Origin of the sequence: Pseudomonas sp. 58 R 3, from assembly GCF_900006605.1 — a bacterium.
GTDB classification, from domain to species: domain Bacteria; phylum Pseudomonadota; class Gammaproteobacteria; order Pseudomonadales; family Pseudomonadaceae; genus Aquipseudomonas; species Aquipseudomonas salomonii.
In genome coordinates, this window is the sequence record NZ_CVTT01000030.1 from 1 (window position 1) to 23,456 (window position 23,456).

Consider the following 23,456-nt stretch of genomic DNA (forward strand, 5'->3'; position numbering starts at 1 on the left):
GAAACCAAACCCCCGTCAGCTGCCCATATTTGTTGTAGCTGTAGTCCGTGACATTGCCATCAGGATCGGTCTTGCGAATGACGTCGCCCTGATCGTTACGCTCATACTTCCAAACAGCCTCACCACGGCGCACAACGCGCACGAAACCGTTGTCATGCTCGTAGGACGTCGGCTCATCGTCCCCCGGAAACAACGCCACCAAGCGTCCGGCGTCGTCGTACTGGTACGCCGTCACCGCCCCAAGCGGATCCTGCTCGACCGTCAGCCGGCCCTTGTCGTCATAGGATTTGAAGTGTTCAGCACCGTCCGNATCAATGCGCTGCACCAGACGTGCACGATCATCGTGGACATAGACTTCCTGGCTGCCATCGGCGTTATGCACCGTGACACGGCCGTCATCGGCCCAGGCATAGCGCGTATCCATCTGCGAAAAGCTGGCCCAATGGCGAACACACCGCGCCGCCTTGCCCGCTCGTTCCCATTCCCAAAAGAAACTCGCGCCACCGGCCAACCCACGCTCAAGAATGACGTGCTGCTCGTCGTACCGATAAACCTCGCTTTCACCTACAGCATTGGTCGCAGAAACCAGTCGCCCAAGGTCGTCATAGGCGTAGGAAACAACCTTCTGCTCGGTCACCCATGCAAACGGTTCATGCCCCTTGGCGCGATGAACCTGATAGTCCACCGCCACAATGCGGCCCAACTCGTACCGCAGAAACAGCGAGCGCCCCACACCGTTATCCAGCCGCTCAACCCGCCCCAAACGATCGTGAAAAACTCGCAGCCGGTTGTCATACGCATCGCTGATGGCAACCAGCACGCCATCGTGGAAGTGATAAAACCGCGACGCCTGAGCCAGCACCAACTCATCAGGCAATTCACCCAAATAAATCGCCGCTTCAGCCAAGCTATTGGTAATCGCCGGTCGAGCAGCGGTAGGCAGCACAAACTCAGTGCGGCGATTTTCATGATCGGTCCACACCACCGACTCACCGGAAACACAAAGCCTGTGCGCCAGCGAATGACTCCAGCCAAACCCCAACCCGCCATCCACTTCCACCGCGCTGGTGCGATACACCCGCTTCCACTCAAACGGCAAAATTCCGTCCAACGTGCCATCAGTGAGGGTCAGCAATTCCTCGCCGGTGACCATCGACACCGGGCAACCATTGGTAACGGTTTTGTCCGCCGGGGCCGCCGCATCGCCATTGAGGTTCTTACCCGAAGCCGGAACATCATCCACAGACTCTTTCTGCTTCAGCACCGCCTTCTGCCGCGCCCGCCAGCGCATTTGCAGCGTGCCTTGCTTCAACCCGCCAACCACACCGCGAACTGCCACCGCCTTGTAACGGTCCACCGCCTGCATGAATGTGGTCAGAATCCCGAGCAGGCTCCTGACAAAACCCACCGCGGCCTCCAGCACCCGCGCGCCGTATTTGGCCAGCCGCAAGCCGAGATAAGCCACGCCCGCCGCCGGCAACGCGATGGTCAGTACTGCGCCGATCACCAGATCAATCAGCAGCGGCACTACAAACCCTGCCGCTGTCTCCGCGATTTCGCCGGGTGGCAGCGCGTCCAGCCACAGCATCGCGGTGCGCAATATCAGGTACAGCGCGGCCTCATCGCTGGCCAGTAACATGGCCTGTTCCATGACCTTGGGCGTATCGGTGGCCAACTGCGCCAACTTGGCGGCCTCGGCGCCGAGTTGCTCAGCGAATTTCAGCGGGTCTTCAAGAATCGCCTGCACCTGCTTGATGCTGTCCCACACGTCGCGGATTGCTGCCCAACTGCCCGCCAGTACACCGTTGCCAATCACGCTGGCGGTCGATTGCTGCCAATAGGGTTTGAAATCTGTCCACTGCTCGCGCAGCCAGTGCTCCAGGTCGGCCGTCAGCCCTGCGTAAGAGGCAAACAGCGCGTCCACTTGCTGCGCAGAAACGCCGCCCTGTACCCGCACCTGATAGCGCCCGCCAGCGGCGCAAAAATGCGAGCCCTTGCCGTGCTCATCGAGCATGACAAGCGTGGAACTGCCGTCATCCAGCCCGACAACCTCAACGGGGATATCGCCGATCGGCACCTCATATACCGATTCGAACAGGCTCTGGATTTTCAGCTCGCCGCCCGCCGGGCACTGGGCCACGGTGGAAAAGCCCATGTCAGTCATACTCACGGACTGCTGCGCATCGCCAACCCGCAGCACGCGGTCCATGCCCAGCAGCAACGGCATGTCCGCCGCATGGCTGAGCGTATCCAACGCCCGCGCATACCAGGCGCCCATCTGCTGGCGATACTCCGCCAGGCTCTGATGAAAGCCATTGAGCTCATGTTCGATAAAGGCGATGTGGGCGGCGTTGGTCATCCGTGACGTCTCGGCAAAAAGGGCAAGGCGTCGGAGTCTGCTGCAGGAAAAAGCCGCTGGACGAATGGTTGGAAAAATCAGAATGGGATGACGCGGGACGGGTAAAAACCGCGAAAAACTATCCCGAAGGACTACGCGAAAAAGCGACCCGGCTCATTGCAATAAAGGCATGCAAATAAAAATGACTCTCATCCTTGCCCGATTTGGCGACATGGCCGTCATGGTTAATAGAACCTCCATTACGCAGGATTTCCCATGTCGCGCCTTGCTCGTCCCTTGCACCCACTGGCCCTGTCAGTGGCTATGGCTTTTGCCGCTGTGCCGTTGTTCGTCGTCCAGCCATCCTTTGCCGAAGAAACCGGCAGCACGTTGCGCCGGTTCTTGATTCCCGCCGGTGACTTGAGCCAATCCCTCAATAGCCTTGCCGAACAGGCCGGGCTGGTACTGGCGTTTGATCCAGGCTTGACGCGCGGCAAGCACAGCAACGGTGTGAGCGGGCAATACGACACCGACGTGGCACTCGCGCAATTGCTCGCGGGCAGTGGCTTGCAGGCCATCAAGATCTCCGCCGACCGTTACCGCCTCGAAGCGATCCCGGACGAAGGCGGCGCCATGCAGTTGCAGGCCACCACCATCAGCGGCGCCTACCAGAGCGAAAGCCCGACCGGGCCGGTGGCGGGTTATGTCGCCACCCGCAGCCTGTCGGGCACCAAGACCGATACCGCGCTGATCGAGACGCCGCAGTCGATTTCGGTGGTCACCAAGGACCAGATGCGTGCGCAAAACGCCGAAAGCCTCAACCAGATCCTGCGCTACAGCGCTGCCGTGGTGCCGGAGACCCGTGGTGCCACGGCGTCGCGTCTTGATCAGTTGACCATTCGTGGTTTCGCCCCGGCTACCTACCTCGATGGCTTGCGCATGCCATCGAGCCGGGATGCCTTGCCGCAGAAAGACGCCTTCGACCTGGAGCGCGTCGAAGTGCTGCGCGGCCCGGCCTCGGTGCTGTACGGGCAGGGCACGCCAAGCGGGGTGATCAACATGGTCACCAAACGGCCACTGGACACGCCGTTTCATGAAATCGGCGTGGAGTACGGCACCTTCAACAAGAAGCGCACCACCTTCGATCTGAGCGGCCCGCTTGATGATCAAGGTGTGTATGCCTACCGCGTGGCGGGGTTGTTCGATGACGCCGATGGCCAGGTCGAACACACCGAAACCCGCCGCCAGTCGCTGTCCAGTGCCTTCACCTGGCGCCCGGACGATGCCACCTCGCTGACCTTGCTCGGGCATTTCCAGAAAGACCCGAAAGGCGCGTCCTACGGCTCGGTGCCGGCCTGGGGCTCGGTGCTGCGCAGCCCTACGGGACGCAAGATCGATGTGGACTTCTATGACGGTGAAAAGAACTTCGAGAAAAGCGACCGCGAGCATTACTCCCTCGGCTATGCCTTCGAACATCACTTCAACGACGTGTGGACGGTGCGTCAAAATGCTCGTTACCTGCGCGCCGAAGGCGTCTACCGCAGCATCTACAACAGCTACCTGATGGGCGATTACCGCACCTCCAAGCGCTCGACCATCGCTGCCGATGTGGACATGGATGCCTACACCCTCGATAACCAGGTGCAGGCCAAATTCGACACCGGGCCGTTGCAGCACACGCTGTTGATGGGGCTCGATTACCAGAACACTCGCACCGACACCAAGACCGGCTATGGCAGTGGCCCGGACCTGGATATCTTCGACCCGGTCTACGGCGCGCCGGTCACCACGCCCGCGTTCATCACCGACGCCACGGCGCGCAGCGAGCAGACCGGTGTTTACCTGCAAGAGCAAATAAAGTGGGACCAATGGGTGCTGTTGCTCGGTGGTCGCTATGACTGGGCCAGCACCGACAGCACCACCAAAACCATCAGCTCCGGCGCCAAGAGCAAGTCGTCGCTGGACAGCAAGGCGTTTACCGGACGGGTCGGCCTGGTCTACCTGTTCGATAACGGCCTGGCGCCGTATGCCAGCTATGCGGAGTCGTTCAACCCGCAATCGGGCACCGGTTACGGCGGTTCGGTGTTCAAGCCCACCGAAGGCAAACAGTATGAAATCGGCATCAAGTACCAGCCGCCGGGCAGCAACAGCTTTATCACCGCAGCGATTTTCGACCTGCGCCAATCCAACGTACCGACCATGGACCCGGACCCAACCCACCTGTGCGGCAGTGGCCGCTGCCAGATCCAGGACGGCGAACAACAGTCCCGTGGCTTTGAACTGGAAGGCAAGGCCAGCCTGAATGACAACCTGGACATTACCGCGGCTTATGCCTACCTGGACAACCGCGCGAGCAAATCCAAAAGCACCGTTCGCTACGCGCCGATCAGCGATGTCGGCACCGGGCCGGCGGTTCCCGTTGAGGGCACCACCACCTACGGCGTACCGCGCCATACCGCCTCGGCGTGGGCCGACTACACCTTCCACGACGGCCGGCTCAAGGGCTTCGGCGTGGGCGCCGGCGCGCGGTATGTGGGGTCGTCCTGGGGCGATACCGCCAACACCCTGAAAGTGCCGGGTTACACCTTGATGGATGCGGCGCTGCACTACGACATCCCGAATATCGCCAACCCCACGGACAACCTGCGCCTGGCGCTGAACGCCACCAACCTGGCGAACAAGGAATACGTGGCTTCGTGCTACTCCTATTCGTGGTGCTGGTATGGCTCGCAACGCACCGTGCAGGCGAGCGCCACCTACCAGTGGTAGTAATTGCCGATAAGGCAATTTAATGGCCCCTTTGTAACAAAATCCCCGCCAAAATCACTTTTATTTTCAGGTGGTTAGGTGGGGATGCAAATGCGCACTGTTGGAATGATGCTGATCGCCTGTTCCCTGGTCGGCGGCGCGGCGAGCGTGCAGGCCCGAGAGTTGCGCGAGGGCGACAAGTACATGTGCAGTTGGGGCGCCGGCACCGCCGCCAGGGCTCAGGAACTCAAGCTGTCGGGCGTGTCGCTGTATGCCGCGCGCCAGAAGATCCAGACCATCAAGTTCAGCAAGTCGTGGATGCGCATGATGGCCATGGGCATCACCGAGCAGACCTACGACAGCCGCTCACGGCTCAAGCCCGAGGTCATCCGCCAGAGTTTTTATCAGGACTGCCTGCGCTACAAAGTGGCGCGTAAATGATCGCTGCGCCGGTTCAGCGTGACAGCGGCGAACCGGCGTCCTCCTGGAAAAACGCTCGGGCTATTTCGATAAAACGCCGATTGGCCTGCGACAGGTACTCATTAGCGCGCCAGCACAGGTTGAAGTGCATGAACTGCGCGGGCTCGAAGGAAACGCCCACCAGTCCCGCTTCCTGGATTTGAACCGAACGCAAGAGGGTGGACGCGCCCATGCCGTTGCGCGTGGCGGCGATCACCAGCGGCACGAAGTTGCTTTCCAGGGCAATGCTGAACTGCACGCTGGCGTTGCTGCAAAAAGTATCCAGCAGGTGGCGTTGCAGGAAGGTGTTGTCGAACACCAGCATGGCCTGATCCTGCAAGCGTTCTGCCGGGATCGAGGCGAACCCGGCCAATGCATGCTCCTGGTTCATGCACAGCACCATCTCATCACTGCCGAGCCATTCCGATTGCCACTGCGGATTGACCCGCCGTGACTCCAGCAGCGCCACGTCAATGTTGCGTGTGGCCAGGCGTTCGCTGATGTCATCGGCACTGCCCTCCACCACATGCATGGCAATCCCCGGATAGCGCGCGCGAAACTGCATCAGCAATTCGGGAATATGCCGGATGCCGTACATGGGCGGCACGCCGACGCGGATTTCGCCGCTGTGCAATTGGTCCAGGTCCTGCAGTTCACGGCGGGCGCCGGCAAGCCCCTGCAAACATTTTTCGGCGTGGGCCAGAAACAGTTGGCCTTCGGCCGTGACACTGATCTGGCGCGTGGCCCGGTTGAACAGCGCCACCCCCAGCTCATCTTCCAAGCGACTGACCGCCATGCTCAGGGCCGGCTGTGCTACGTGCAAGGCCTGCGCGGCTTTAGTGAAACTGCCTTGGCGAGCAATCTCTACGCAGTACTCCAGCGCTTTAAGATTCATAGAGCTCACATAACAAAGAATGATAACAGGCTTCACAAATGGATATTTTTTGTGATGAGCGCAAGTCTATAACCTGTCGTCATTCTTCTCCATGCCGGATTTCATCATGCCCCGTGACCCTCGCTTTTACTGGCCTGTAACGCTGATCGTCGGGGCTTTTGGCGGCAGCCTTGCCCACTGGGCGGGGTGGCCTTTGCCTTGAGTGATAGGTTCATTGCTGGCAGTGTTGCTGACACGTTGCGGCGGCGGCCTGATACCGCAAGTACCTCACGGGCGCAAGGCCGGGCAGTTGATTGTGGCGGTGGCCATCGGTTGCCACTTCACCTTGCCGGTCATGCAGGAAGTGGCGGCCCACTTTGGCTTGATCGGCATGGCCGTCCTGCTGACGCTGGTGCTGGCACTGTGCTCGGTATTGGTCTTGCATCGGTGGGGCGTACCGCTGCCCACCGCATTTTTCGCGTTGATGCCTGCCAATTCCACCGAGATGGTGCACCTGGGCCAGCAGCGCCAGGCCGACCCCCGTTTCATCGCCGCCGCCCACAGTCTGCGGTTGTTGCTCATTCTGCTGGCAGTGCCTGCTGTTGCGAAGTTTGGTGTGGCACATAGCGTTGCGCGCACGGCGTTGCCGGTGGTCTGGCCGTGGCTGATCTTCCTCCTGGCCATGGGCTTGCTGGCGGCGTTGGCGTTCAAGCGTTGCAACCTGCCCAATCCCTGGACGTTTGGGCCGTTGCTGATCTGTGCGGTCGGTGTGGGTTGCAACAATCTGTCGATGAGCATGCCCATGTGGCTCAGTGGCTGCGGGCAACTGTTGATAGGGTGTGCGCTGGGCGCCACGTTCGACCGCGACTTTTTGCGCCGCGCCCCCGGTTTTCTGTTGAAGGTGCTGTTGCTGCTGGCGGGCTCGGTGATTGCTACCGCACTGGCCGCATGGGGCCTGGGTGCCGGTTTGGGATTCTCGTGGTTGTCGCTGGCGCTGGGCATGATGCCCGGTAGCGCGCCGGAAATGAGCTTGACCGCCGAGGCGCTTGGGCTGGCAGTGACATTGGTGACGGCGATGCAGATTATCCGCATGTTACTGATCCAGGCCGCGTGCCTGCCGCTGTATCGCTTGCTTGATCGAGCGTTGCGGGCACAAACACCGGCCAGTGCAAAATCTGCGTAAGCCTGTCCAACTTTGCCTTGGCGCTGCTGGCCATACTGGCGCCAGGTAAACCAAGAGGCACAGGCCATGACTGATTACGTATTCACCCCCGCGCCAACTCCCGCCCTGGCGGTACAGGGCAGCGACGCACGTTTCCCGCTGCGTCGCGTGTTCTGCGTGGGCCGCAACTACAGTGAACACGCCCGCGAAATGGGGCACGACCCGGATCGCGAACCGCCATTTTTCTTTATGAAACCGGCGGATGCGGTGGTGCCGGCCGAAGGCGTGATCGCCTACCCGCCGCTGACTGCCGACCTGCACCATGAGGTGGAACTGGTGGTGGCCATCGGCAAGGGTGGGGTGGATATCAGTCCTGACGACGCTTTGTCCCACGTATGGGGGTATGGCGTCGGCATCGACTTGACCCGTCGCGACCTGCAGGCCGAGGCGAAAAAGCTCGCGCGCCCGTGGGAGTGGGGCAAGTCGTTTGATGAGTCGGCGCCCAGCACCGCTTTACAACCGGCGAGCGTCATCGGTCACCCGGCCAGCGGCAAGATCTGGCTCAAGGTCAATGGTGAGCAGCGCCAGGTCGGCGACCTGGCTGACCTGATCTGGTCGGTGAGTGAAATCATCAGCTACGCCTCAACATCCATGGCGCTCAAGGCCGGTGACCTGATCTTTACCGGCACCCCGGCAGGCGTCGGCGCGTTGCAGCGTGGAGACGTAGTGACCGCCGGCATCGACGGCATCGGCGAGTTGAGTTTCACCCTCAGCCAGGGTTGAGGCTAAAGTGGTGCCCAGGCCATTCGAGAGACCGTTATGCCAGGCACCCGCGTCACCACCTATGGCATGGAACAACGCAGCGACCGCCCCGACTTCTATATTCGCGACAAGCGCGGGCGGGCGGCGCTGACCAGCCCGCATCGGCATGAGTACTTCCAGATCCAGATCAACCTTGGCGGCGACACCGTGCAACATATCGGCGGCGCGGTGCGTCCGTTCCCGCACAAAGCCATGGCGTTTATCCTGCCCCATCGCCTGCATGTGATTCCCCACCCGCAAGACGGCGAGTTCATGCTGATCAACTTCAGCCAGGCGTTCTTCCTGCCGCAGTTGACCTGCGACCCGCTGGACCTGGAAGACATCCCCATCAGCCAGGCGCCGGAACTGTCACCGTTTCGTTTTCAGGAGCACCTGGACTTCATCCTTGACGACGCGGACTTTGAGCAAGTGCACACCTGGCTCGGCCATATGCGCACACTGGACGCCCAGCGCACCTTCGGCGCCCGTGAGCGCTTGAAAGGTTACTTGTTCCAACTGGTCGGGTTGGTTTGCCAGCAGTACGCCGAACCCTTGCAGGCGTTTGCTGCCAATAACGCCACCCGGCGCGGACGCAAAGACGCCCTGGCACGGGTGCACGGCTACATTCGCGAGCATCTGCACGAGCCGGGCCTCAATCTTACTGACGCGGCGGCCGCTGCGTTCCTGTCACCCAACTACCTCACCCATTTGCTGCGCAAAGAAACCGGCAAACCCTTCTCCCAGTGGGTGCTCGACCGCCGCATGCAATTGGCGCGCACCTTGTTACTGAACACGGCGCAGATGATCGGTGCCGTTGCACTGCGTTGCGGGTTTACCGACGAGGCGTACTTCTCTCGCTGTTTTCGCAAGGCCCATGGCCTGGCGCCAGGGCAGTTTCGGCGACAACAACAGGCAAAACCCCTGTAGTCGAGCGCCTTCTCTTACAAATCCACGACAATCTATGTGTTTCTATTTACATACAATTGCGTGCATCCCCTGAGGAGGCATCTATGCAAACCTTTATTCGGCTGGCGACGCTGGCGGATATCGACACAGTGTTCGCCATTCGCACCGCCGTGGTGCAGAACCACTTGAGCCGTGAGCAGATGGCGGATCTGGGCATTACCCCACAGGTGCTGGCCGACAGCATCCGTGAAGCGCCGTGCGTGTGGCTGGCAGAAGTGGCGGGCGAGCCGGCGGCTTTTTCGATGGTCAATTTTGACAGCGGCGAGGTATTTGCGATGTTCGTACTGCCCGCCCATGAAGGCCGGGGCCTGGGCCGCCAACTGATGGCGGTGGCTGAAGCCGCGCTGTTTGAGCACCACCCGACGCTGTACCTGATCACCGACGGGCGCGATGAGATCCGCGCCAACGGGTTCTATCAACGGCTGGGCTGGACGCAGGTGGGCCGGGTCGAGGGCGACGATGTGCGGTATGAAAAGAGCAGGGCACCTTAACTCATGAACCCGGCAGAATCCCCGTCCTCCAACGGCCTTCGCTATGCGGCGATGGGGGTTGTGTGCGCGGCGGTGCTGCTGGGCGTCTTGTTTATGCGTTTCAATGCTCGGGTCGACCTGGAACGGCAAGAGGCCGCCGAACGCTTGGTGCTGTGCCAACATCTTGAAAGTGTGGCCCGCGCTACTTCGACGTCCGGTCTGGAACTGCTTGAAGCCTGTAAGCAACTCAAAAAGCGTTATAGCGAGAGTGTCGCGCCGTTATGAGTAATAACCCCATTTGAATAATGGATATATAGCCACGAAGTGCTCAGGGTTATAGCGGTTTATTGCACCAAAAAGTGGCACTTGTTGGCTTGGCCACCTTAAAAATCATGTGGTTATTGAATGACTTACGCGGCTTTTAATCCGACGAAAGGAATAAAATAATCTTGTTACAGGTTTTTACAGTCGTTACTATAGCCGGGCGTTCACCTCCCACGGTTTATGCATTTTTAAATCCCAAGTTTCCATCAGCTACTTGGGATTTTTTTTGCCCGCAATTTGACCTCGCGTCACACTTCACTGTCGGCGAACTCTGCGCGCATGCGTCCATTGCGTTTGGCCTGATACAGCAACTTGTCGACCGACTCGACGAACGCCAGCAGGTCGCTGTTGGGCGTCACGGTACGCGTGCCCACCCCCAGGCTCAGGCTCAGCAAGTTGGAAACCGGCGAAACGGCGTGTTCGATCTGCTGCTGGCAAATCAAGTGCAGGCAGCGTTGCGCCACTTGCCTGGCCGAGGCTGCATCGGTTTCGGGCAGCAACCACACAAATTCCTCGCCGCCGATACGCGCAATGAAATCCCGCGGCCGGTTAGCCGCCAACGACAAGGTGCGCGCCACCTGGCGCAAGGCTTCATCGCCCTTGATATGGCCATAGTGGTCGTTGTACTGCTTGAAAAAATCGATATCCAGAATGATCAACGACAGCGGCAACTGGCTGCGCAGCGCACTGGACCATTCGCGCTCGAGTACGGTGTCGAACATGCGGCGGTTGGCGATGCCGGTCAGGCCGTCCTGGAAGGAGTATTCCTCCAGTTGTTTTTGCAGGCGAATCAAGTGCTCTTCGGTCTTCTTGCGCTCGCTGATATCGAACATAAAGCCGATCAAGGCTTGGACTTCGTCGCCCTTGCGCACCACGTGCACCACATCGCGGATCCACACATAGTCGCCGTTGACCGTCAGTGCGCGGTAGTCGGCCTCGTGGTCCACGCCGGCGCGCGATTGCGACACGCAAAAGTTCACCACGTATTCACGGTCGTCCGGGTGCATGCGTTCGACCCAGTCATCCACGCTCACCCAGCTTTGCGGGCTCCAGCCCAGCAGTGCTTCGATCTGCGGGCCGATGTAGCTGAACGTCATGCTCTGCCAATCGATGCGCCACGGGATGGCGTTGGTCGACTCCAGCAGGGTTTTGTACACGTCGCTGTCGGGCTGGCTCGGAGGAACGATGCTCATGGCGGTCGGCTCGGGATGATGGCGAAAAGCCAAGAGCGTCTTTTGATACAGATCGTGAGTCAAGCCCTTGCCAAAGCAGCAGACGAGAGGTCGTGTGCTGGGTTTCTGACGCCAGTGCACCAGCGTTTACAGGGCGAAATGCGGCACAGGTATCACTTTTGAATTAATTGTTCAGTAGCAGGCAAAACCTTATCTATGCTGGTTGCATCACACCCACAGGGTCGAACCCAGGGATGGGGGCTCAGCATGATTGCGATCAATGAACTCAATAAGATCATGGCCTCAGGCTTCCTGCCGCTGGCTTGTGATTGCAGCCTTAACAGCGACGGTTCACTGCGCATCAGCGTGTTCGAGCCGGCGTCGGGTCGCGTCGATCTGCTGCTGACCCGGGTCTCGCCCCAAGGCCTGGACAGCATCCGTTCCATCTCAAACCTTATTGGCGAACTGCGCACGGAGATCAAGGCCGGGCGCCGTGGTTTTGCGGCGGTAGGTTAGCTGTTCACGGTGCTGGTTAAGGTGTCGACTGCGCCGTAGTAGCGCCAGCAGCAATGCCGGTGTTCAGGCAGGATCACGCAGCCGCTCAGGCTGACAATCAGCAGGGCGGCAACCAGCATAGAGAGTCGACGGGTCATGATATTTCCTCATTGTGTGTTCTGCGTTACGTCTTGAACGCAACCACCTGCACAAATCCGTCGCGATACTTTCAAACATTTCATCCAGCGCATTCATCCTCTGAGCAATACTTCCAGCGTCGAGAAAAAACTTGGGTTTCTCGCGACGGATTTCCCTGTGCCCAGCGTTCAACCCATCAGATGCGAACATTTTCGTCCGCCGTATGAAGGAGTTGCCATGAACCCACTGGCCAAATTGCGCTACGCCTTGCTGGTCCCGCTGGCCTTCGCCGCGCTTGTCAGCACCCCGACCTTCGCCCAGACCGAAGTGATCATTCGCCAGGCCCCACCGGCGGAGCGCGTCGAAGTGATCCCGGCTGAACGCCCGGGTTTCGTCTGGGACCGTGGCCACTGGCAATGGGAACATGGCGCCTATGCCTGGGTGCCGGGCCACTGGCAGGAAGTGGTGCGTAACGCACGCTGGGAGCCTGGGCACTGGGAATCCCGTGGCCCCAACTGGTACTGGCGCGAAGGGCACTGGATCCGCTGAAACCTCTTAGCCCCCGGACCGAGTATTACCTGATTGAAAGACACTGATCCGGACGTTGAGCTACTGGCACGTATCGGCAACAACGAACCTGCGGCCGTCAACGAAATGGTGACGCGCAAGCTGCCGCGCCTGCTTGCGCTTGCCGGTCGGCTGTTGGGGGATGCCGACGAAGCCAGAGACGTGGCCCAGGAAAGCTTCCTGCGCATCTGGCGCCAGGCGGCCAACTGGCGCCCCGGCGAAGCGCGTTTTGACACCTGGCTGCACCGCGTGGCGCTCAACCTGTGCCATGACCGCTTGCGCCGGCGCAAGGAACGCCCGTTGAATGAGAACGAGGCGCTGGAACTGGCGGACAGCGCACCTTCGCCGGATGAACAGTTGGAAACGGCGGACCGCAGCGCCAGGATGGCCGCCGCCCTGGCGAGCTTGCCCGAGCGCCAGCGTGAAGCCATTGTGCTGCAGTACTACCAGGAGCTGTCGAACATCGACGCCGCGGCCCTGATGAACATCAGCGTCGAGGCACTGGAGAGCCTGCTGTCGCGGGCCCGACGCCAGTTGCGCAGCCAACTTGCCGACACACCCGGGCTCGCCCGCCCAGGAAGGGGAAAACCATGACACCTGAACGCTTTGCGCACTTGGCTGACGCCTACGGTGCCAGCCTGCATCGCTGGCCCAGCGCCGAACGAGCCGCTGCCCAGGCATTGCTCGACAGCGGCAACCCTCAAGCCCGCGAGGCATTGCGCGAGGTCGGTTGGCTCGATGCCCGGTTGGACAGCCACCCGCTTGTGTTCAACGAACCGGCCCTTGCGCGACAGATTCGCGAGTCTGCCCCGCGACGGCCGTCGTTCTGGTCGCGCTATGCCAACTGGCTGTCGCCCGCCGGGTTGGTGGGCGTGGGCATTGCCGGCATTGCCGCCGGGGTGCTGGTGGCGTCACTGAGTGTGCCGTTGCCGATGCTGTCATCCGACGTGCTGCCCAGCGTCTTCGATCAGGGCGACGCCGATGTCGTCTTCACCGTCAACGCCGAGGAAACCGAGCAATGACCCCAACATCCCTTAAACCCTGGTTGGTCTTTTCGGTACTGCTCAACGTGTTTTTGATCGGCGGTGTGGGCGGCGGCCTCTATCACTGGATGGCCACTGCCAAGCCCGCCGAAGCGGTGGTCAACCAGCACGGTCTGCGCCAGGCGATGATCAAGTTGCCGATGGAGCGGCGCAAGGAATTGCGTCAGTTGCTGCGCCACAACCGCGCCGACAGCCAACCGCTGATCATGGCCGGTCGCGAAGCACGCCTGGGGGTGATCAAGCAGCTCGAAGCACCGACGCTGGATCGTGAGGCACTGGTGACTGAACTGGCCAAGGCCCGCGAGGCGGATGCGGCGCTCAGAGCATTGGTGGACTCGACGCTGGCGCAGTTCGCGAGCAATTTGCCCCAGGATGAGCGGCAGAAACTGGTCGAAGCGCTGTACCAGCGCGGGCAGGCCAAAAACCGTGAGAAGCTGCCGCAGGTGGCCGGGGCCAGGCCGCGTTCTTGAACGGTTGCTCACATCCAGCTGATGCCATGCGATCCAATTGTGGGAGCTGGCTTGCCTGCGATGCAGGCGCCTCGGTCTATCTGGCTTTAAGCGGCAGCAGGGTAGAGAGTGATCCAGTACGCGTTGGGTGGGGCGGGATTTGCAGCCGCTGCGGTGTTCGTCAAATCCTTTGTCGAACGGCAGAGCAGGGAATCAGAGGCGGCGCACGAAGGACTTGACGATGTGCCGGGTGGCATCCGTGGTGTCTAGCTCGTCTATGGCGCCATAGGCGTGCCACCGGCAGTCAATGATCTCGTTGCAAGGGCGCGCCTCGCTGATGTTGACCACCGAGGCCTCGAACACGTGATGCACGGTGTCGCGGGCCTTCAACTCCTGCAAGTACAACAAACCATCCACATTCAACCCGGTTTCTTCTTCCAGCTCGCGTGCGGCGGCGCCGACCGGGCGCTCGTCACGCTCGACCTTGCCGCCCGGCAGCGCCCATTTGGAGCGGGCCTTGCGCACGAAGAGGATATGCCCCTCGTGTTCACAAATAACGGTTGCACGGATTTTCAATGTCTACACCTGCCTGGCTCAGCGACTGTCATGAAAGTGTAATTCAATTGTCATGCTGATTGAGGCTGGCATGCACCAGCGGTGATGTGGATACTGCCCCCTTGATGAAAACGGACGAGGACAACTGATGAATACCGTACGTTGGGGCATGATTGGCTGTGGCAGCGTCACTGAACTCAAGAGTGGACCCGCTTTCTACAAAGCGCCAGGTTCGGCGCTGGTGGCCGTGATGGGGCGCCGTGAAGAAGCGGTGCGTGATTATGCGGCACGCCACGGCATTGCCCGCTTCTATACCGACGCCCAGGCCTTGATCGACGACCCCGAAGTGGACGCGGTGTACATCGCCACACCGCCCGACAGCCACCTCGAATACAGCTTGATGGTGGCGGCAGCCGGCAAGCATTGCTGCGTCGAAAAGCCCATGTCGCTGAATGCCGAGCAGAGCGCCTTGATGCAGCGCACCTTCGAGCGGGCGGGGCTGCATCTGTTTGTTTCCTATTACCGCCGTTCGTTGCCGCGCTTCCAGCAAATACGCGACTGGCTGCAGGCCGGGCGCATCGGCGACTTGCGCCAGGTGACCTGGAGCTTGTGCAAGCCGCCGGCCGCCGCCGATGCCAGCGCTGCCAACTGGCGCACCGACCCGACCATTGCCGGTGGCGGCTACTTTGCCGACCTGGCCAGCCATGGGTTTGATTTGTTCCAGTACCTGGCCGGCGATATCGTCGAGGTCACCGGGTTTACCGCACGCCAGGCCGGCAATTACGCCGCGGAAGATGCGGTAACGGCCTGCTGGACCTTCGCAAACGGCGCGCTGGGCATGGGCTGCTGGAACTTTGTCGCCGACCGGCGCGAAGACCGCGTGGAGTTGATCGGCAGCCGTGGCCGCATCACCTTTGCCGTGTTTGAAGACCAGCCGTTACGCCTGGAAAGTGAGGTGGATGAGGTGCTGGAAATAGCCTGCCATGAACATATCCAGTGGCATCACGTACTGGCCATGAATGCGCATATTCGTGGCGAAGCCGAACATCCGTCACTGGCGATCGAGGCGCTGAAGACCGACCGGATCCTGGATAAGGTATTACAACGAAACCCCAATTTGCCCGGTTAATCGCGATATACCGGTGTTTTCTCTAAGGAATGGGCAAATGAAATATTGGATGCTGTTGTGGCTGTTACTGGCCACGAATGTGTTGGCGGCTCCGCGTAGCCAAGGGACGCCTGGGGAGTTTGATTTTTATGTGTTGTCGCTGTCATGGTCGCCGACGTTCTGCCTGACCAACCCCGGCAACGAGCAATGCACGGGCAAGGGCTACGGGTTTGTGCTGCACGGGCTTTGGCCGCAGTACGCCAAAGGCGGCTGGCCCGCGTCGTGCGATAAGCAGTCGCGGTTGTCGGCGGCCGACCTGGCCAAAGGCGCATTGATCTTCCCCACGCAGGCCTTGCTCAAGCACGAGTGGGCCAAGCACGGCACCTGCAGCGGGCTGGACCCTTCGCGTTACCTTGAAGCCACCGATACAGCCTTGGCCAACGTGCAGATTCCGCAGCAGTTGCAGCCGTTCAATGTGCCCGGTTACATGAATGCACAAGCGATCGAAAGCCTGTTCCGCCAGAGCAATCCGGCCATGGGCAACCATGGCATGGCGGTCATCTGCAAAGGCAAGGTGCTGTCTGAAGTCCGCGTGTGCCTGAGCAAAGAGCTGCGTTTTGCCGGCTGCCCGCGCAGTGTTAAAACCCAGTGCAAGGGCGGCGATATCCGCATTCCGGTTCAACGCTGATCAACTGTCCGGGTGCAACGCGATGGCGGCAGGCGCCGTTGCACTCGACGCGCCGCTGCGATCGGCCAGGTAACGCGCCGGCGGTTGGCCCACCGCCTTACGGAACATGGTGATAAAACCGCTGGCATTCTCGTAACCCAGGCCCAGCGCTCGGACGTGCTGGTGGCGCCCACGGCCACCACTGCGCGCGGAATCAGGTCGGCATCCCTGGACCGGGGCAGGTCGCGTTCTTCGAGGCGGTGACGTTGCATCGCGGGCTCGCTCTTTGGCCGAATTGCGAAATATTCTGGCTATTCTGTGCAATGCCGTGCAGTCGCGAGATCACTATAGTGAGAGCCACTCTCATTCAGGAGCTCTGCCATGCGACTCGACAGTACAACCTTCCCCGTGGTGAAAATCGTGTTTGACGCGCCGAACGAAGGCGGCCCCGAGGATGCTTTTGTGGTGTTCGAAAGCCTGCTGGCTCGCGAGCAAGCATTTGTGCTGCTGCACGAAAAAGCCGTCGACGAAAACAACCACAAGCACGCTCACGATGAGCGCAAACACGCATCGATCTGGATGAAAAAAAACAAACAGGCGCTGCGTGCCTACGTCAAAGGCATGATCCAGGTGGAACCCAGCGCCGCGCAACGCCTGGCCCTCAAGCCCTTTGCGGTGATGTTCGGCAAAGCCTGGGGCTATCCGCTGCTGGTGGTGGAATCCAGGGACCGCGCCTGGGCGCTGGCGCGGGATGTGCTCGATGAGCAGGTGTCGGATGTGGCGCATTTTTGACGTGCCCGATCGTTGCGCTATCGTTCCCATGCTCCGCTTGGGCATGCATCCTGTGACGCTCCGCGTCACGACTTCAGGTGCGGGACGCGAAGCGTCCGAGGCGGCATTCCCACGCAGAGCGTAGGAACGATCAAGGGGGTGTCCTCGCGGGCGCATTAAAGTATCCTCCGCGCCCCGCCTATCACTGATTCAATAAGAATGACCGGAAAAGACATGCAGGCACTGCTGGAATCGATCCTGGGCGAAGTTCGCCCCCTGATCGGCCAGGGCAAAGTCGCCGACTACATCCCCGCACTCGCCGATGTACCCGCCAACCAGCTCGGCATCGCCGTGTACGGCAACGACGGCTCGGCCTATTGCGCAGGCGACGCCGACACGCTGTTCTCGGTACAGAGTATCTCCAAGGTGTTTAGCCTGGTGCAGGCCATCGACCATGGCGGCGAAACCATCTGGGAGCGCCTGGGCCACGAGCCTTCGGGGCAACCGTTCAACTCCATGGTGCAGCTGGAGTTCGAACGCGGGCGCCCGCGCAACCCCTTCATCAACGCCGGCGCCCTGGTGATCTGCGACATCAACCAGTCACGCTTTGCCGTGCCGATTCTGTCGATGCGTGACTTCGTGCGGCGCCTGTCGGGCAATCCACAAATCCTGGTCAACAGCGTCGTCGCCGACTCCGAGGCCCAGCACGGCGCGCGCAACGCAGCCATGGCCTACTTGATGAAGTCTTTCGGCAACTTCCACAACGACGTCGACGCGGTGCTGCACAGTTACTTCAACTACTGCGCGCTGCAAATGAGCTGCCTGGATCTGGCCCGGGCCTTCAGCTTCCTGGCCAACGAGGGTGTGAGTGCCCACAGCGGCGAGCAGATCTTGACCGCGCGCCAGACCAAGCAGGTCAACTCGATCATGGCCACCAGCGGGCTGTATGACGAGGCGGGCAACTTTGCCTACCGTGTGGGTTTGCCGGGTAAAAGCGGGGTGGGCGGCGGGATTGTCGCGGTGGTGCCGGGGCAATTTACGGTGTGCGTGTGGTCGCCGGAGCTGAATGCGGCGGGTAACTCGCTGGCGGGGATGAAGGCGTTGGAGTTGCTGAGCGAGCGGATTGGGTGGTCGGTGTTTTGAGTGCCTGGGGATTCACGCTGATGCATAAATCCCCTTGCTGATCAGGACTTGTGAGGTTTCACGATCAGATCAAGCATCAAAAACAACGCCCCGGCAGTGATCGCGATATCAGCAATATTGAACACGCCGGTATGCGTAGGCCCCACATTCAGCACCATGTAATCCACGACATGCCCGTCGCGAAACACACGGTCGATCAAGTTGGCGATACCGCCCAAGGCAATCGCATACAGCGGCAAGACTTTACGCAGCGGCTGGCTCCAGTTGGAAAGCGACCACCACATGGCCCATGCCACCACGACGGCGACTCCAACAATAAAGATCAGCTGTTTGACCTGCGGCGGCAACGCGGCGCCCAGGCTCAGGAAGGCACCTGGGTTGAGGCTCAGTTCCAGCGCAAGGTTGAGAGGGGTGGAGCCGATTTTGAAGCTGCTGGCTTGCAGCGAAACCAGCGCCAGCAGCTTGACCAACTGGTCCACGGCAACAAAAGCAAGGCCGGCGAGGAGGGCGAAGGTGCGGCTTCGCAGAAGGGGCGATGTACTCAAGCGGTAACTTCCTGTTCCGGTCTGTCGATAGAGCCCCCGAAGATAGCTCAGGCGTTCTATCTCGTCCATCTTCAGGCGGCTGGGTGGGCTACGTTCAGGGCTTTGTCCACCAGCAGTTGCACACCTTCGAGCATGCGGCATATGCCGAGCGCGACATTGATCGTTCCCACGCTCTGCGTGGGAATGCATCTTGTGACGCTCCGCGTCACGTTGCTGGGGACGCAGAGCGTCCGGGGCGGCATTCCCACGCAGAGCGTGGGAACGATCTTCAGGCTGCCGGGTGGGCCACGTTCAGGGCTTTGTCCACCAGCAACTGCACGCCTTCGAGCATGCGGCAGATGCCCAGCGCGACATTGCGTTGGGAGCCTTCTATTTCAAACGCCAAGTGGTTGGCGATATCGCTGATGGACGCCAGGTCCTGGGAGGCGTTGACCAGCAGGGTTTCGGTGCCCAGGTCGGCGCGCACGGTGAAGATGCCTTCACTGGGTTCGGGGATGGGCTTGCCGGGGTTGAGGTAGTGGGTGATCGCACGGTAGGCCACTTCGTGCAGGGTGCTGGTGTCGTAGTCTGGCTGGCCAGGGGGATTTGGGCTGTCTTTGATCATGGTAAAGCTCCTTTATAAATGGAGCTGCCACGCTTCGCGGTCAAACGAATTAGGGTGGCAGCTATACGCGGGTTGACCGACCGGCTAAAGAAGCAAATCCGGCATACCCGAAGGTATCCCGCGTACAGCTGCCGCGACACGATACATCAGACGTAAAAAAACGCCCAATATCGGTGTTGGTGCAGTTGCTCTTTAAAGTCGGACGGTCAAATCCGGCCGCTGAATTGGCAGCGACGAAGCAGAGATTAGTCAGCGCACGTCCGACCGACAACCTGAAACCCTTGTGGGAAATATCTGAACGCACGCGAGCATCTGTGGGAGCTGGCTTGCCTGCGAAAGCGGTCTTCCAGTGCCGGATGTATTGACTGAATCACTGCCATCGCAGGCAAGCCAGCTCTCATATTTGCCTACCTGCGGCGTTACATTCAGCTGATGTTGAGGCGGTCCAACAAGCTGTACCACGCCACACCCGCACCAATATAGAACCGTTGCAGCCCATGCATCGGCAAGCGCTGCAATGGCGTCACCGGGTAGGCAAATTCCGCCTGGCTGTCACACAAGCGTGCCGCCAATTGCTGGCCCAGGCTGGTACACAACGCAATCCCGCGCCCATTACAACCCAAGGCCAGCGTCAGCCCCGGCGCAGGCTGGTGAACATGCGGCATAAAATCCCGTGTGATCGCGATGCGCCCGGCCCAACGGTACTCGAATTCCAGCGGCCCCAGTTGCGGAAACAGCAATGCCAGGGAGCGTTCAAGGTGCGCAAAGTCGGCAGGCGATGTGGGGTCGTTAAACAGCCCGCGCCCGCCCATCAATAAACGGCCATGGCTGTCCTTGCGAAAATACAACAGCAACCTTTGCGCGGTCGACACGGTTTCCTGGCCCGGCAAAATGTTCTCGGCCGCGCTGCCGCTTAACGGCTTGGTGGCGACGATAAAGCTGTTGGCCGCCAGGATGCTCTGCGCCATGCCCGGCCACAGGTTACCGCTGTAGCCATTGGTAGCCAGCACTACTTGATCGGCTGACACCTGCGCACCGTTGGCGGTCTGTAATTGCCAACCGGACCCCTGGCGTTGCAGGCCGATCACAGCGCTGTGACCATGAATGCGTGCACCCGCTGCCAACGCCGCCCCCACCAACCCGCGCGCATACGCCAGTGGCTGAATTGCCCCGGCGCGGCCATCCAGCCAGCCACCGGCAAACGACTCACTGCCCATGCGTGAAGCCACCTGCGCCGCATCCAGACGCTGCACTGGCACGCCACGCCGCGCCCATTGCTCGGCTCGCGCATGCAGCCCGGCCACGCCTTTTTGTGTGTACGACACCTGCATCCAGCCTTTGCGCACCGGCGCGCAGTCGATGTTATGGCGTTCGATCAGCTTGAATACCAAATCCGCAGAACTCGAGACGGTCGAAATCAACGGCTCAGCGCGCTCAGGCCCGTACATCTGCATCAGATGTTCAGGGTCGTATTTGAGTGTGGGGTTGACCTGCCCACCATTGCGCCCCGACGCGCCCCAGCCCGGCTCATTGGCCTCCAGCACGCACACACTCACGCCGCGCTCGGCCAAATGCAGCGCGGTCGACAGCCCGGTGTAACCTGCGCCAACAATCGCCACATCGACTTTCACCGACGCCCCCAGCGCGGGTGTCGGCACCACGCACGGCGCGGTCGCTGACCACAACGACCTCATGACAGGCTCCGCGTATTACCGATGGGGTGCAGCACGCGGCGCAGGAAGTCCTGGGTGCGTGGGTGCTGCGGGTTACCCAGTACCTGCTCGGCCGCGCCGCTTTCGACGATGTAACCGCCATGCAAAAAGCACACGCGGTCGGCCACTTCGCGGGCAAAGCCCATTTCGTGGGTGACCACGATCATGGTCATGCCTTCGTCTGCCAGGGTGCGCATTACCGCCAGCACGTCGCCGACCAGTTCCGGGTCCAGTGCTGAGGTGGGTTCGTCGAACAGCATGGCGTCAGGCTTCATCGCCAGAGCGCGGGCGATGGCCACGCGTTGTTGTTGGCCGCCGGAAAGTTGTTCCGGGTAGGCGTCGGTCTTGGCACTCAGGCCGACTTTTTCCAGCAGCACCAGGGCTTCTTCGCGGGCTTGTTTCAAGGGTTCGCCTTTGACGTACACCGGGCCTTCCATAACGTTTTCCAACACGGTGCGGCGCGGGAACAGGTTGAAGCGCTGGAACACCATGCCCATACGGCTGCGCAGTGCGTGCACGCTTTTGCTGGCGCGCTGCACGGTCTGACCGAACACCGTGATGACCCCGCCGTCGTAGGCTTCCAGCGCATTGATGCAGCGCAGCAAGGTGGATTTGCCCGAACCCGACGGACCGATCAGGCACACCACTTCGCCCTTGGCCACGTCGAGGTCGACGCCGTGCAGCACGCGGTGGCTGCCGTAATGTTTTTGCAGTTGGCGAATCTCGATCATGCTTTTTTCCTCCGGCTCAGGTGCTGTTCCATGCGGCGCAGGCCATACACGAGCGGCAGGCTCATCAGCAGGTAGAGCAGGGCAACCAGGGTGTAGACGGTCATGTTCTGGAACGTGGACGAGGCAATCAATTGGCCCTGGCGGGTCATCTCGGCGACGGTGATGGTCGACACCAGGGACGAGTCCTTGAGCATCATCACCAAGGTGTTGCCATAGGGCGGCAGCGCGATGCGAAACGCTTGCGGCAGGATTACCCGGCGCATCATCAACACCGAACGCATGCCCAGCGCTTCGGCGGCTTCACGCTGGCCCTGTTCGACGGCAATGATGCCGGTGCGAAAGTTCTCCGCCTGGTATGCCGAGTAGGCGATGCCCATGCCGATCACACCCGCGTAGAACGCGGTGAGGTGCACGCCCATGTCCGGCAGCACAAAGTAGATGTAGAACAGTTGCACGATGATAGGCAGGCCGCGAATCACATTGATGACGGTGCTTGCCGCCCACGACAACGCGCGGATCGGCGACAACTTGAGCAGCGCCAGCACCAGGCCGATGGCGCTGCTGAGCAGGAACGACAGTACGGTGATCTGAATGGTCACCCAGGCGCCTTGCAGCAGAATCGGCAGGAAGTCCTGGGCGTTTTGCAGGAATTCAGCCGGATTCATGGGCGCACCTTGGTATCAAGTCCCCACTTCTTGAGGATGTTGTCCAGGGTGCCGTCGGCCTTGATGCTGGCGATGGCGCTGTTCAGGCGCTCGAGGGTTGCGGCGTCGCCCTTGCGCACTACCAGGCACACTTCGCCGACATTGGTGGGCGTGTAGTCGCTGGCCAGTTTTACGCCTTTAAACAGCTTCTGACGGATCTGGTAGGCCACCACTGGCTGGTCACCGACGGCAGCTTTGATCCGGCCCAGGGACAGGTCTCGGACCATCTCACCGATAGAATCGTAGGTGCGGATTTCCTTGAAAATGCCCAGTTTGTTCAACTGGTCGTAGAAGACAGTGCCGGCTTGTACGCCGACCACCTGATCTTTCAAGGGCGTGAGGTCGGGGTAGGCGGCGTTGTCATCAGCGCTGATGATCAGGCCTTCACCGTAGGCGTACACCGGGGCGCTGAAGTCGACCACCTTGGTGCGCTCTGCGGTCTTGAGCATGCCGGCGGCGATGAAGTCCAGCTTGCCGGAGGTGAGGGAGGGGATCAGCGCAGCGAAGTTGGTCTGTTCGATCCGGCTGGTAAACCCGCCGGCTTTGCCCACTGCCTCAGCCACATCGACCATCACGCCCTGGATGCTGTTGCTCTTGATATCGAGGAAGGTAAACGGAGAGCCACTGGCCGTTGCACCGACTTTGTACGAGGACGCACTTTCTGCGTGCACGGCGGTAACGGCGAGCGTGGTGCATATACCGAAGGCGAGGCGGCGAAACAGGGGCGAAAGACTGTTCATCGGGTTACTCCAGAAGGAAAACGGATCGTCAGTACCGCAAGCGGTTACGGATGAAACCGCAAGCTCTGTGCCATTTCGATTCATAAAAATCGTATATCGCTATCTAAATTCGACAAAATGAACCATTCGTATCGATATGCGATTTTTAATGGTCTATTTTTGTGATATGA

The 23,456-nt window shown here is 60.6% G+C and carries 27 protein-coding genes and 1 pseudogene; 16 read left to right on the forward strand and 12 right to left on the reverse strand.

Annotation, left to right across the window (positions count from 1 at the left end):
- Positions 1–2,359, reverse strand: a 2,359-nt coding sequence (locus BFP92_RS04085; protein ID WP_139114031.1) for an RHS repeat domain-containing protein, incomplete at its 3' end; no start/stop codon positions are given.
- A gap of 255 nt (positions 2,360–2,614) precedes the next feature.
- On the opposite strand from BFP92_RS04085, the gene BFP92_RS04090 reads away from it, so the two are divergent.
- Together BFP92_RS04090 and BFP92_RS04095 are read left to right on the forward strand one after the other, a co-directional pair.
- On the forward strand, positions 2,615–5,107 hold the full coding sequence (locus BFP92_RS04090) for a TonB-dependent siderophore receptor (RefSeq protein ID WP_065911989.1): 2,493 nt from the start codon (positions 2,615–2,617) through the stop codon (positions 5,105–5,107).
- A gap of 90 nt (positions 5,108–5,197) precedes the next feature.
- Positions 5,198–5,527 (forward strand): hypothetical protein, encoded by a 330-nt coding sequence (locus tag BFP92_RS04095; protein WP_065912151.1) that lies wholly within the window; start codon positions 5,198–5,200, stop codon positions 5,525–5,527.
- 13 nt (positions 5,528–5,540) lie between these two features.
- Here the strand turns inward: BFP92_RS04095 and BFP92_RS04100 are convergent, their stop codons facing one another.
- Positions 5,541–6,440 (reverse strand): LysR family transcriptional regulator, encoded by a 900-nt coding sequence (locus tag BFP92_RS04100; RefSeq protein WP_065911992.1) that lies wholly within the window; start codon positions 6,438–6,440, stop codon positions 5,541–5,543.
- A gap of 202 nt (positions 6,441–6,642) precedes the next feature.
- Between BFP92_RS04100 and BFP92_RS04105 the strand changes: the two genes are divergently transcribed.
- From BFP92_RS04105 to BFP92_RS04125, 5 genes are all read left to right on the forward strand, one after another.
- Entirely contained in the window at positions 6,643–7,602 is a 960-nt protein-coding gene (locus tag BFP92_RS04105; RefSeq protein ID WP_239694238.1) for an AbrB family transcriptional regulator, read from the forward strand.
- 66 nt (positions 7,603–7,668) lie between these two features.
- On the forward strand, positions 7,669–8,364 hold the full coding sequence (locus tag BFP92_RS04110; protein ID WP_065911995.1) for a fumarylacetoacetate hydrolase family protein: 696 nt from the start codon (positions 7,669–7,671) through the stop codon (positions 8,362–8,364).
- Positions 8,365–8,400: 36 nt separating this feature from the next.
- Positions 8,401–9,309, forward strand: a complete 909-nt coding sequence (locus BFP92_RS04115; protein WP_065911996.1) for a helix-turn-helix transcriptional regulator — start codon at positions 8,401–8,403, stop codon at positions 9,307–9,309.
- Between the two features lie 83 nt (positions 9,310–9,392).
- Positions 9,393–9,839, forward strand: coding sequence for a GNAT family N-acetyltransferase (locus tag BFP92_RS04120; protein WP_065911997.1), 447 nt, complete (start codon positions 9,393–9,395; stop codon positions 9,837–9,839).
- A 3-nt stretch (positions 9,840–9,842) separates the two neighbouring features.
- Positions 9,843–10,103: a hypothetical protein gene (locus BFP92_RS04125; protein ID WP_065911999.1), complete on the forward strand. Its 261-nt coding sequence runs from the start codon at positions 9,843–9,845 to the stop codon at positions 10,101–10,103.
- A 287-nt stretch (positions 10,104–10,390) separates the two neighbouring features.
- On the opposite strand, the gene BFP92_RS04130 is transcribed toward BFP92_RS04125, so the two are convergent.
- A complete protein-coding gene (locus BFP92_RS04130) occupies positions 10,391–11,335 on the reverse strand; it encodes a sensor domain-containing diguanylate cyclase (protein ID WP_065912002.1) in 945 nt (314 codons plus the stop codon).
- Between the two features lie 246 nt (positions 11,336–11,581).
- Between BFP92_RS04130 and BFP92_RS04135 the strand changes: the two genes are divergently transcribed.
- Positions 11,582–11,830, forward strand: a complete 249-nt coding sequence (locus BFP92_RS04135; RefSeq protein ID WP_065912004.1) for a DUF1652 domain-containing protein — start codon at positions 11,582–11,584, stop codon at positions 11,828–11,830.
- Here BFP92_RS04135 and BFP92_RS31655 read toward each other — a convergent pair.
- Positions 11,827–11,967, reverse strand: coding sequence for a hypothetical protein (locus BFP92_RS31655; RefSeq protein ID WP_163005486.1), 141 nt, complete (start codon positions 11,965–11,967; stop codon positions 11,827–11,829). The genes BFP92_RS04135 and BFP92_RS31655 overlap by 4 nt on opposite strands.
- Positions 11,968–12,184: 217 nt before the next feature.
- Between BFP92_RS31655 and BFP92_RS04140 the strand changes: the two genes are divergently transcribed.
- The 4 genes from BFP92_RS04140 to BFP92_RS04155 are packed head-to-tail and all read left to right on the forward strand — an operon-like array spanning position 12,185 to position 14,027.
- Complete coding sequence (locus BFP92_RS04140; RefSeq protein ID WP_065912006.1) at positions 12,185–12,496, forward strand: YXWGXW repeat-containing protein; 312 nt, start codon at positions 12,185–12,187, stop codon at positions 12,494–12,496.
- Positions 12,497–12,529: 33 nt separating this feature from the next.
- Positions 12,530–13,108: an RNA polymerase sigma factor gene (locus BFP92_RS04145; RefSeq protein ID WP_065912008.1), complete on the forward strand. Its 579-nt coding sequence runs from the start codon at positions 12,530–12,532 to the stop codon at positions 13,106–13,108.
- Complete coding sequence (locus BFP92_RS04150; RefSeq protein ID WP_065912010.1) at positions 13,105–13,536, forward strand: hypothetical protein; 432 nt, start codon at positions 13,105–13,107, stop codon at positions 13,534–13,536. The genes BFP92_RS04145 and BFP92_RS04150 overlap by 4 nt, the downstream gene beginning before the upstream one ends.
- Positions 13,533–14,027 carry a periplasmic heavy metal sensor gene (locus tag BFP92_RS04155; RefSeq protein WP_065912012.1) on the forward strand — a complete coding sequence of 165 codons (495 nt, stop codon included), beginning with the start codon at positions 13,533–13,535 and terminating at the stop codon, positions 14,025–14,027. Before BFP92_RS04150 ends, BFP92_RS04155 begins: the two co-directional genes overlap by 4 nt.
- A gap of 192 nt (positions 14,028–14,219) precedes the next feature.
- Here the strand turns inward: BFP92_RS04155 and BFP92_RS04160 are convergent, their stop codons facing one another.
- Positions 14,220–14,582 carry an NUDIX hydrolase gene (locus tag BFP92_RS04160; RefSeq protein WP_065912014.1) on the reverse strand — a complete coding sequence of 121 codons (363 nt, stop codon included), beginning with the start codon at positions 14,580–14,582 and terminating at the stop codon, positions 14,220–14,222.
- A 127-nt stretch (positions 14,583–14,709) separates the two neighbouring features.
- Between BFP92_RS04160 and BFP92_RS04165 the strand changes: the two genes are divergently transcribed.
- Positions 14,710–15,690 (forward strand): Gfo/Idh/MocA family protein, encoded by a 981-nt coding sequence (locus BFP92_RS04165; protein ID WP_065912016.1) that lies wholly within the window; start codon positions 14,710–14,712, stop codon positions 15,688–15,690.
- 37 nt (positions 15,691–15,727) lie between these two features.
- Entirely contained in the window at positions 15,728–16,357 is a 630-nt protein-coding gene (locus BFP92_RS04170) for a ribonuclease T2 family protein (RefSeq protein ID WP_065912017.1), read from the forward strand.
- Here BFP92_RS04170 and BFP92_RS32330 read toward each other — a convergent pair.
- Positions 16,358–16,507, reverse strand: a pseudogene (locus BFP92_RS32330) (AraC family transcriptional regulator); the annotation flags it as partial.
- Positions 16,508–16,717: 210 nt separating this feature from the next.
- Here BFP92_RS32330 and BFP92_RS04175 point away from each other — a divergent pair.
- The gene (locus BFP92_RS04175; protein ID WP_065912018.1) at positions 16,718–17,128 is read left to right on the forward strand and encodes a hypothetical protein; all 411 of its coding nucleotides are present in this window, start codon (positions 16,718–16,720) and stop codon (positions 17,126–17,128) included.
- A 213-nt stretch (positions 17,129–17,341) separates the two neighbouring features.
- On the forward strand, positions 17,342–18,250 hold the full coding sequence (glsB, locus tag BFP92_RS04180) for a glutaminase B (RefSeq protein WP_065912019.1): 909 nt from the start codon (positions 17,342–17,344) through the stop codon (positions 18,248–18,250).
- A 41-nt stretch (positions 18,251–18,291) separates the two neighbouring features.
- Here the strand turns inward: glsB and BFP92_RS04185 are convergent, their stop codons facing one another.
- The 6 genes from BFP92_RS04185 to BFP92_RS04210 all read right to left on the reverse strand — a co-directional run bounded on the left by BFP92_RS04185 (position 18,292) and on the right by BFP92_RS04210 (position 23,286).
- Positions 18,292–18,795 (reverse strand): signal peptidase II, encoded by a 504-nt coding sequence (locus BFP92_RS04185; RefSeq protein ID WP_065912022.1) that lies wholly within the window; start codon positions 18,793–18,795, stop codon positions 18,292–18,294.
- Positions 18,796–19,063: 268 nt separating this feature from the next.
- Entirely contained in the window at positions 19,064–19,399 is a 336-nt protein-coding gene (locus tag BFP92_RS04190) for a DUF6124 family protein (RefSeq protein ID WP_065912024.1), read from the reverse strand.
- 425 nt (positions 19,400–19,824) lie between these two features.
- Positions 19,825–21,093: an NAD(P)/FAD-dependent oxidoreductase gene (locus BFP92_RS04195; protein WP_065912026.1), complete on the reverse strand. Its 1,269-nt coding sequence runs from the start codon at positions 21,091–21,093 to the stop codon at positions 19,825–19,827.
- Positions 21,090–21,842, reverse strand: a complete 753-nt coding sequence (locus BFP92_RS04200) for an amino acid ABC transporter ATP-binding protein (protein WP_065912028.1) — start codon at positions 21,840–21,842, stop codon at positions 21,090–21,092. The genes BFP92_RS04195 and BFP92_RS04200 overlap by 4 nt, the downstream gene beginning before the upstream one ends.
- Complete coding sequence (locus BFP92_RS04205; protein ID WP_065912030.1) at positions 21,839–22,507, reverse strand: amino acid ABC transporter permease; 669 nt, start codon at positions 22,505–22,507, stop codon at positions 21,839–21,841. The genes BFP92_RS04200 and BFP92_RS04205 overlap by 4 nt, the downstream gene beginning before the upstream one ends.
- On the reverse strand, positions 22,504–23,286 hold the full coding sequence (locus BFP92_RS04210; protein WP_065912032.1) for an ABC transporter substrate-binding protein: 783 nt from the start codon (positions 23,284–23,286) through the stop codon (positions 22,504–22,506). The genes BFP92_RS04205 and BFP92_RS04210 overlap by 4 nt, the downstream gene beginning before the upstream one ends.
- Positions 23,287–23,456: the final 170 nt, after the last annotated feature.

What these genes read in the sequence shown, in the direction of transcription:
- BFP92_RS04090 (WP_065911989.1), top strand. Translation starts at nt 2,615, where the DNA reads ATGTCGCGCCTTGCTCGTCCCTTGCACCCACTGGCCCTGTCAGTGGCT.
- BFP92_RS04095 (WP_065912151.1), top strand. Translation starts at nt 5,198, where the DNA reads ATGCGCACTGTTGGAATGATGCTGATCGCCTGTTCCCTGGTCGGCGGC.
- BFP92_RS04100 (WP_065911992.1), bottom strand. Translation starts at nt 6,440, where the DNA reads ATGAATCTTAAAGCGCTGGAGTACTGCGTAGAGATTGCTCGCCAAGGC.
- BFP92_RS04110 (WP_065911995.1), top strand. Translation starts at nt 7,669, where the DNA reads ATGACTGATTACGTATTCACCCCCGCGCCAACTCCCGCCCTGGCGGTA.
- BFP92_RS04115 (WP_065911996.1), top strand. Translation starts at nt 8,401, where the DNA reads ATGCCAGGCACCCGCGTCACCACCTATGGCATGGAACAACGCAGCGAC.
- BFP92_RS04120 (WP_065911997.1), top strand. Translation starts at nt 9,393, where the DNA reads ATGCAAACCTTTATTCGGCTGGCGACGCTGGCGGATATCGACACAGTG.
- BFP92_RS04125 (WP_065911999.1), top strand. Translation starts at nt 9,843, where the DNA reads ATGAACCCGGCAGAATCCCCGTCCTCCAACGGCCTTCGCTATGCGGCG.
- BFP92_RS04130 (WP_065912002.1), bottom strand. Translation starts at nt 11,335, where the DNA reads ATGAGCATCGTTCCTCCGAGCCAGCCCGACAGCGACGTGTACAAAACC.
- BFP92_RS04135 (WP_065912004.1), top strand. Translation starts at nt 11,582, where the DNA reads ATGATTGCGATCAATGAACTCAATAAGATCATGGCCTCAGGCTTCCTG.
- BFP92_RS31655 (WP_163005486.1), bottom strand. Translation starts at nt 11,967, where the DNA reads ATGACCCGTCGACTCTCTATGCTGGTTGCCGCCCTGCTGATTGTCAGC.
- BFP92_RS04140 (WP_065912006.1), top strand. Translation starts at nt 12,185, where the DNA reads ATGAACCCACTGGCCAAATTGCGCTACGCCTTGCTGGTCCCGCTGGCC.
- BFP92_RS04150 (WP_065912010.1), top strand. Translation starts at nt 13,105, where the DNA reads ATGACACCTGAACGCTTTGCGCACTTGGCTGACGCCTACGGTGCCAGC.
- BFP92_RS04155 (WP_065912012.1), top strand. Translation starts at nt 13,533, where the DNA reads ATGACCCCAACATCCCTTAAACCCTGGTTGGTCTTTTCGGTACTGCTC.
- BFP92_RS04165 (WP_065912016.1), top strand. Translation starts at nt 14,710, where the DNA reads ATGAATACCGTACGTTGGGGCATGATTGGCTGTGGCAGCGTCACTGAA.
- BFP92_RS04170 (WP_065912017.1), top strand. Translation starts at nt 15,728, where the DNA reads ATGAAATATTGGATGCTGTTGTGGCTGTTACTGGCCACGAATGTGTTG.
- BFP92_RS04175 (WP_065912018.1), top strand. Translation starts at nt 16,718, where the DNA reads ATGCGACTCGACAGTACAACCTTCCCCGTGGTGAAAATCGTGTTTGAC.
- glsB (WP_065912019.1), top strand. Translation starts at nt 17,342, where the DNA reads ATGCAGGCACTGCTGGAATCGATCCTGGGCGAAGTTCGCCCCCTGATC.
- BFP92_RS04190 (WP_065912024.1), bottom strand. Translation starts at nt 19,399, where the DNA reads ATGATCAAAGACAGCCCAAATCCCCCTGGCCAGCCAGACTACGACACC.
- BFP92_RS04195 (WP_065912026.1), bottom strand. Translation starts at nt 21,093, where the DNA reads ATGAGGTCGTTGTGGTCAGCGACCGCGCCGTGCGTGGTGCCGACACCC.
- BFP92_RS04200 (WP_065912028.1), bottom strand. Translation starts at nt 21,842, where the DNA reads ATGATCGAGATTCGCCAACTGCAAAAACATTACGGCAGCCACCGCGTG.
- BFP92_RS04205 (WP_065912030.1), bottom strand. Translation starts at nt 22,507, where the DNA reads ATGAATCCGGCTGAATTCCTGCAAAACGCCCAGGACTTCCTGCCGATT.
- BFP92_RS04210 (WP_065912032.1), bottom strand. Translation starts at nt 23,286, where the DNA reads ATGAACAGTCTTTCGCCCCTGTTTCGCCGCCTCGCCTTCGGTATATGC.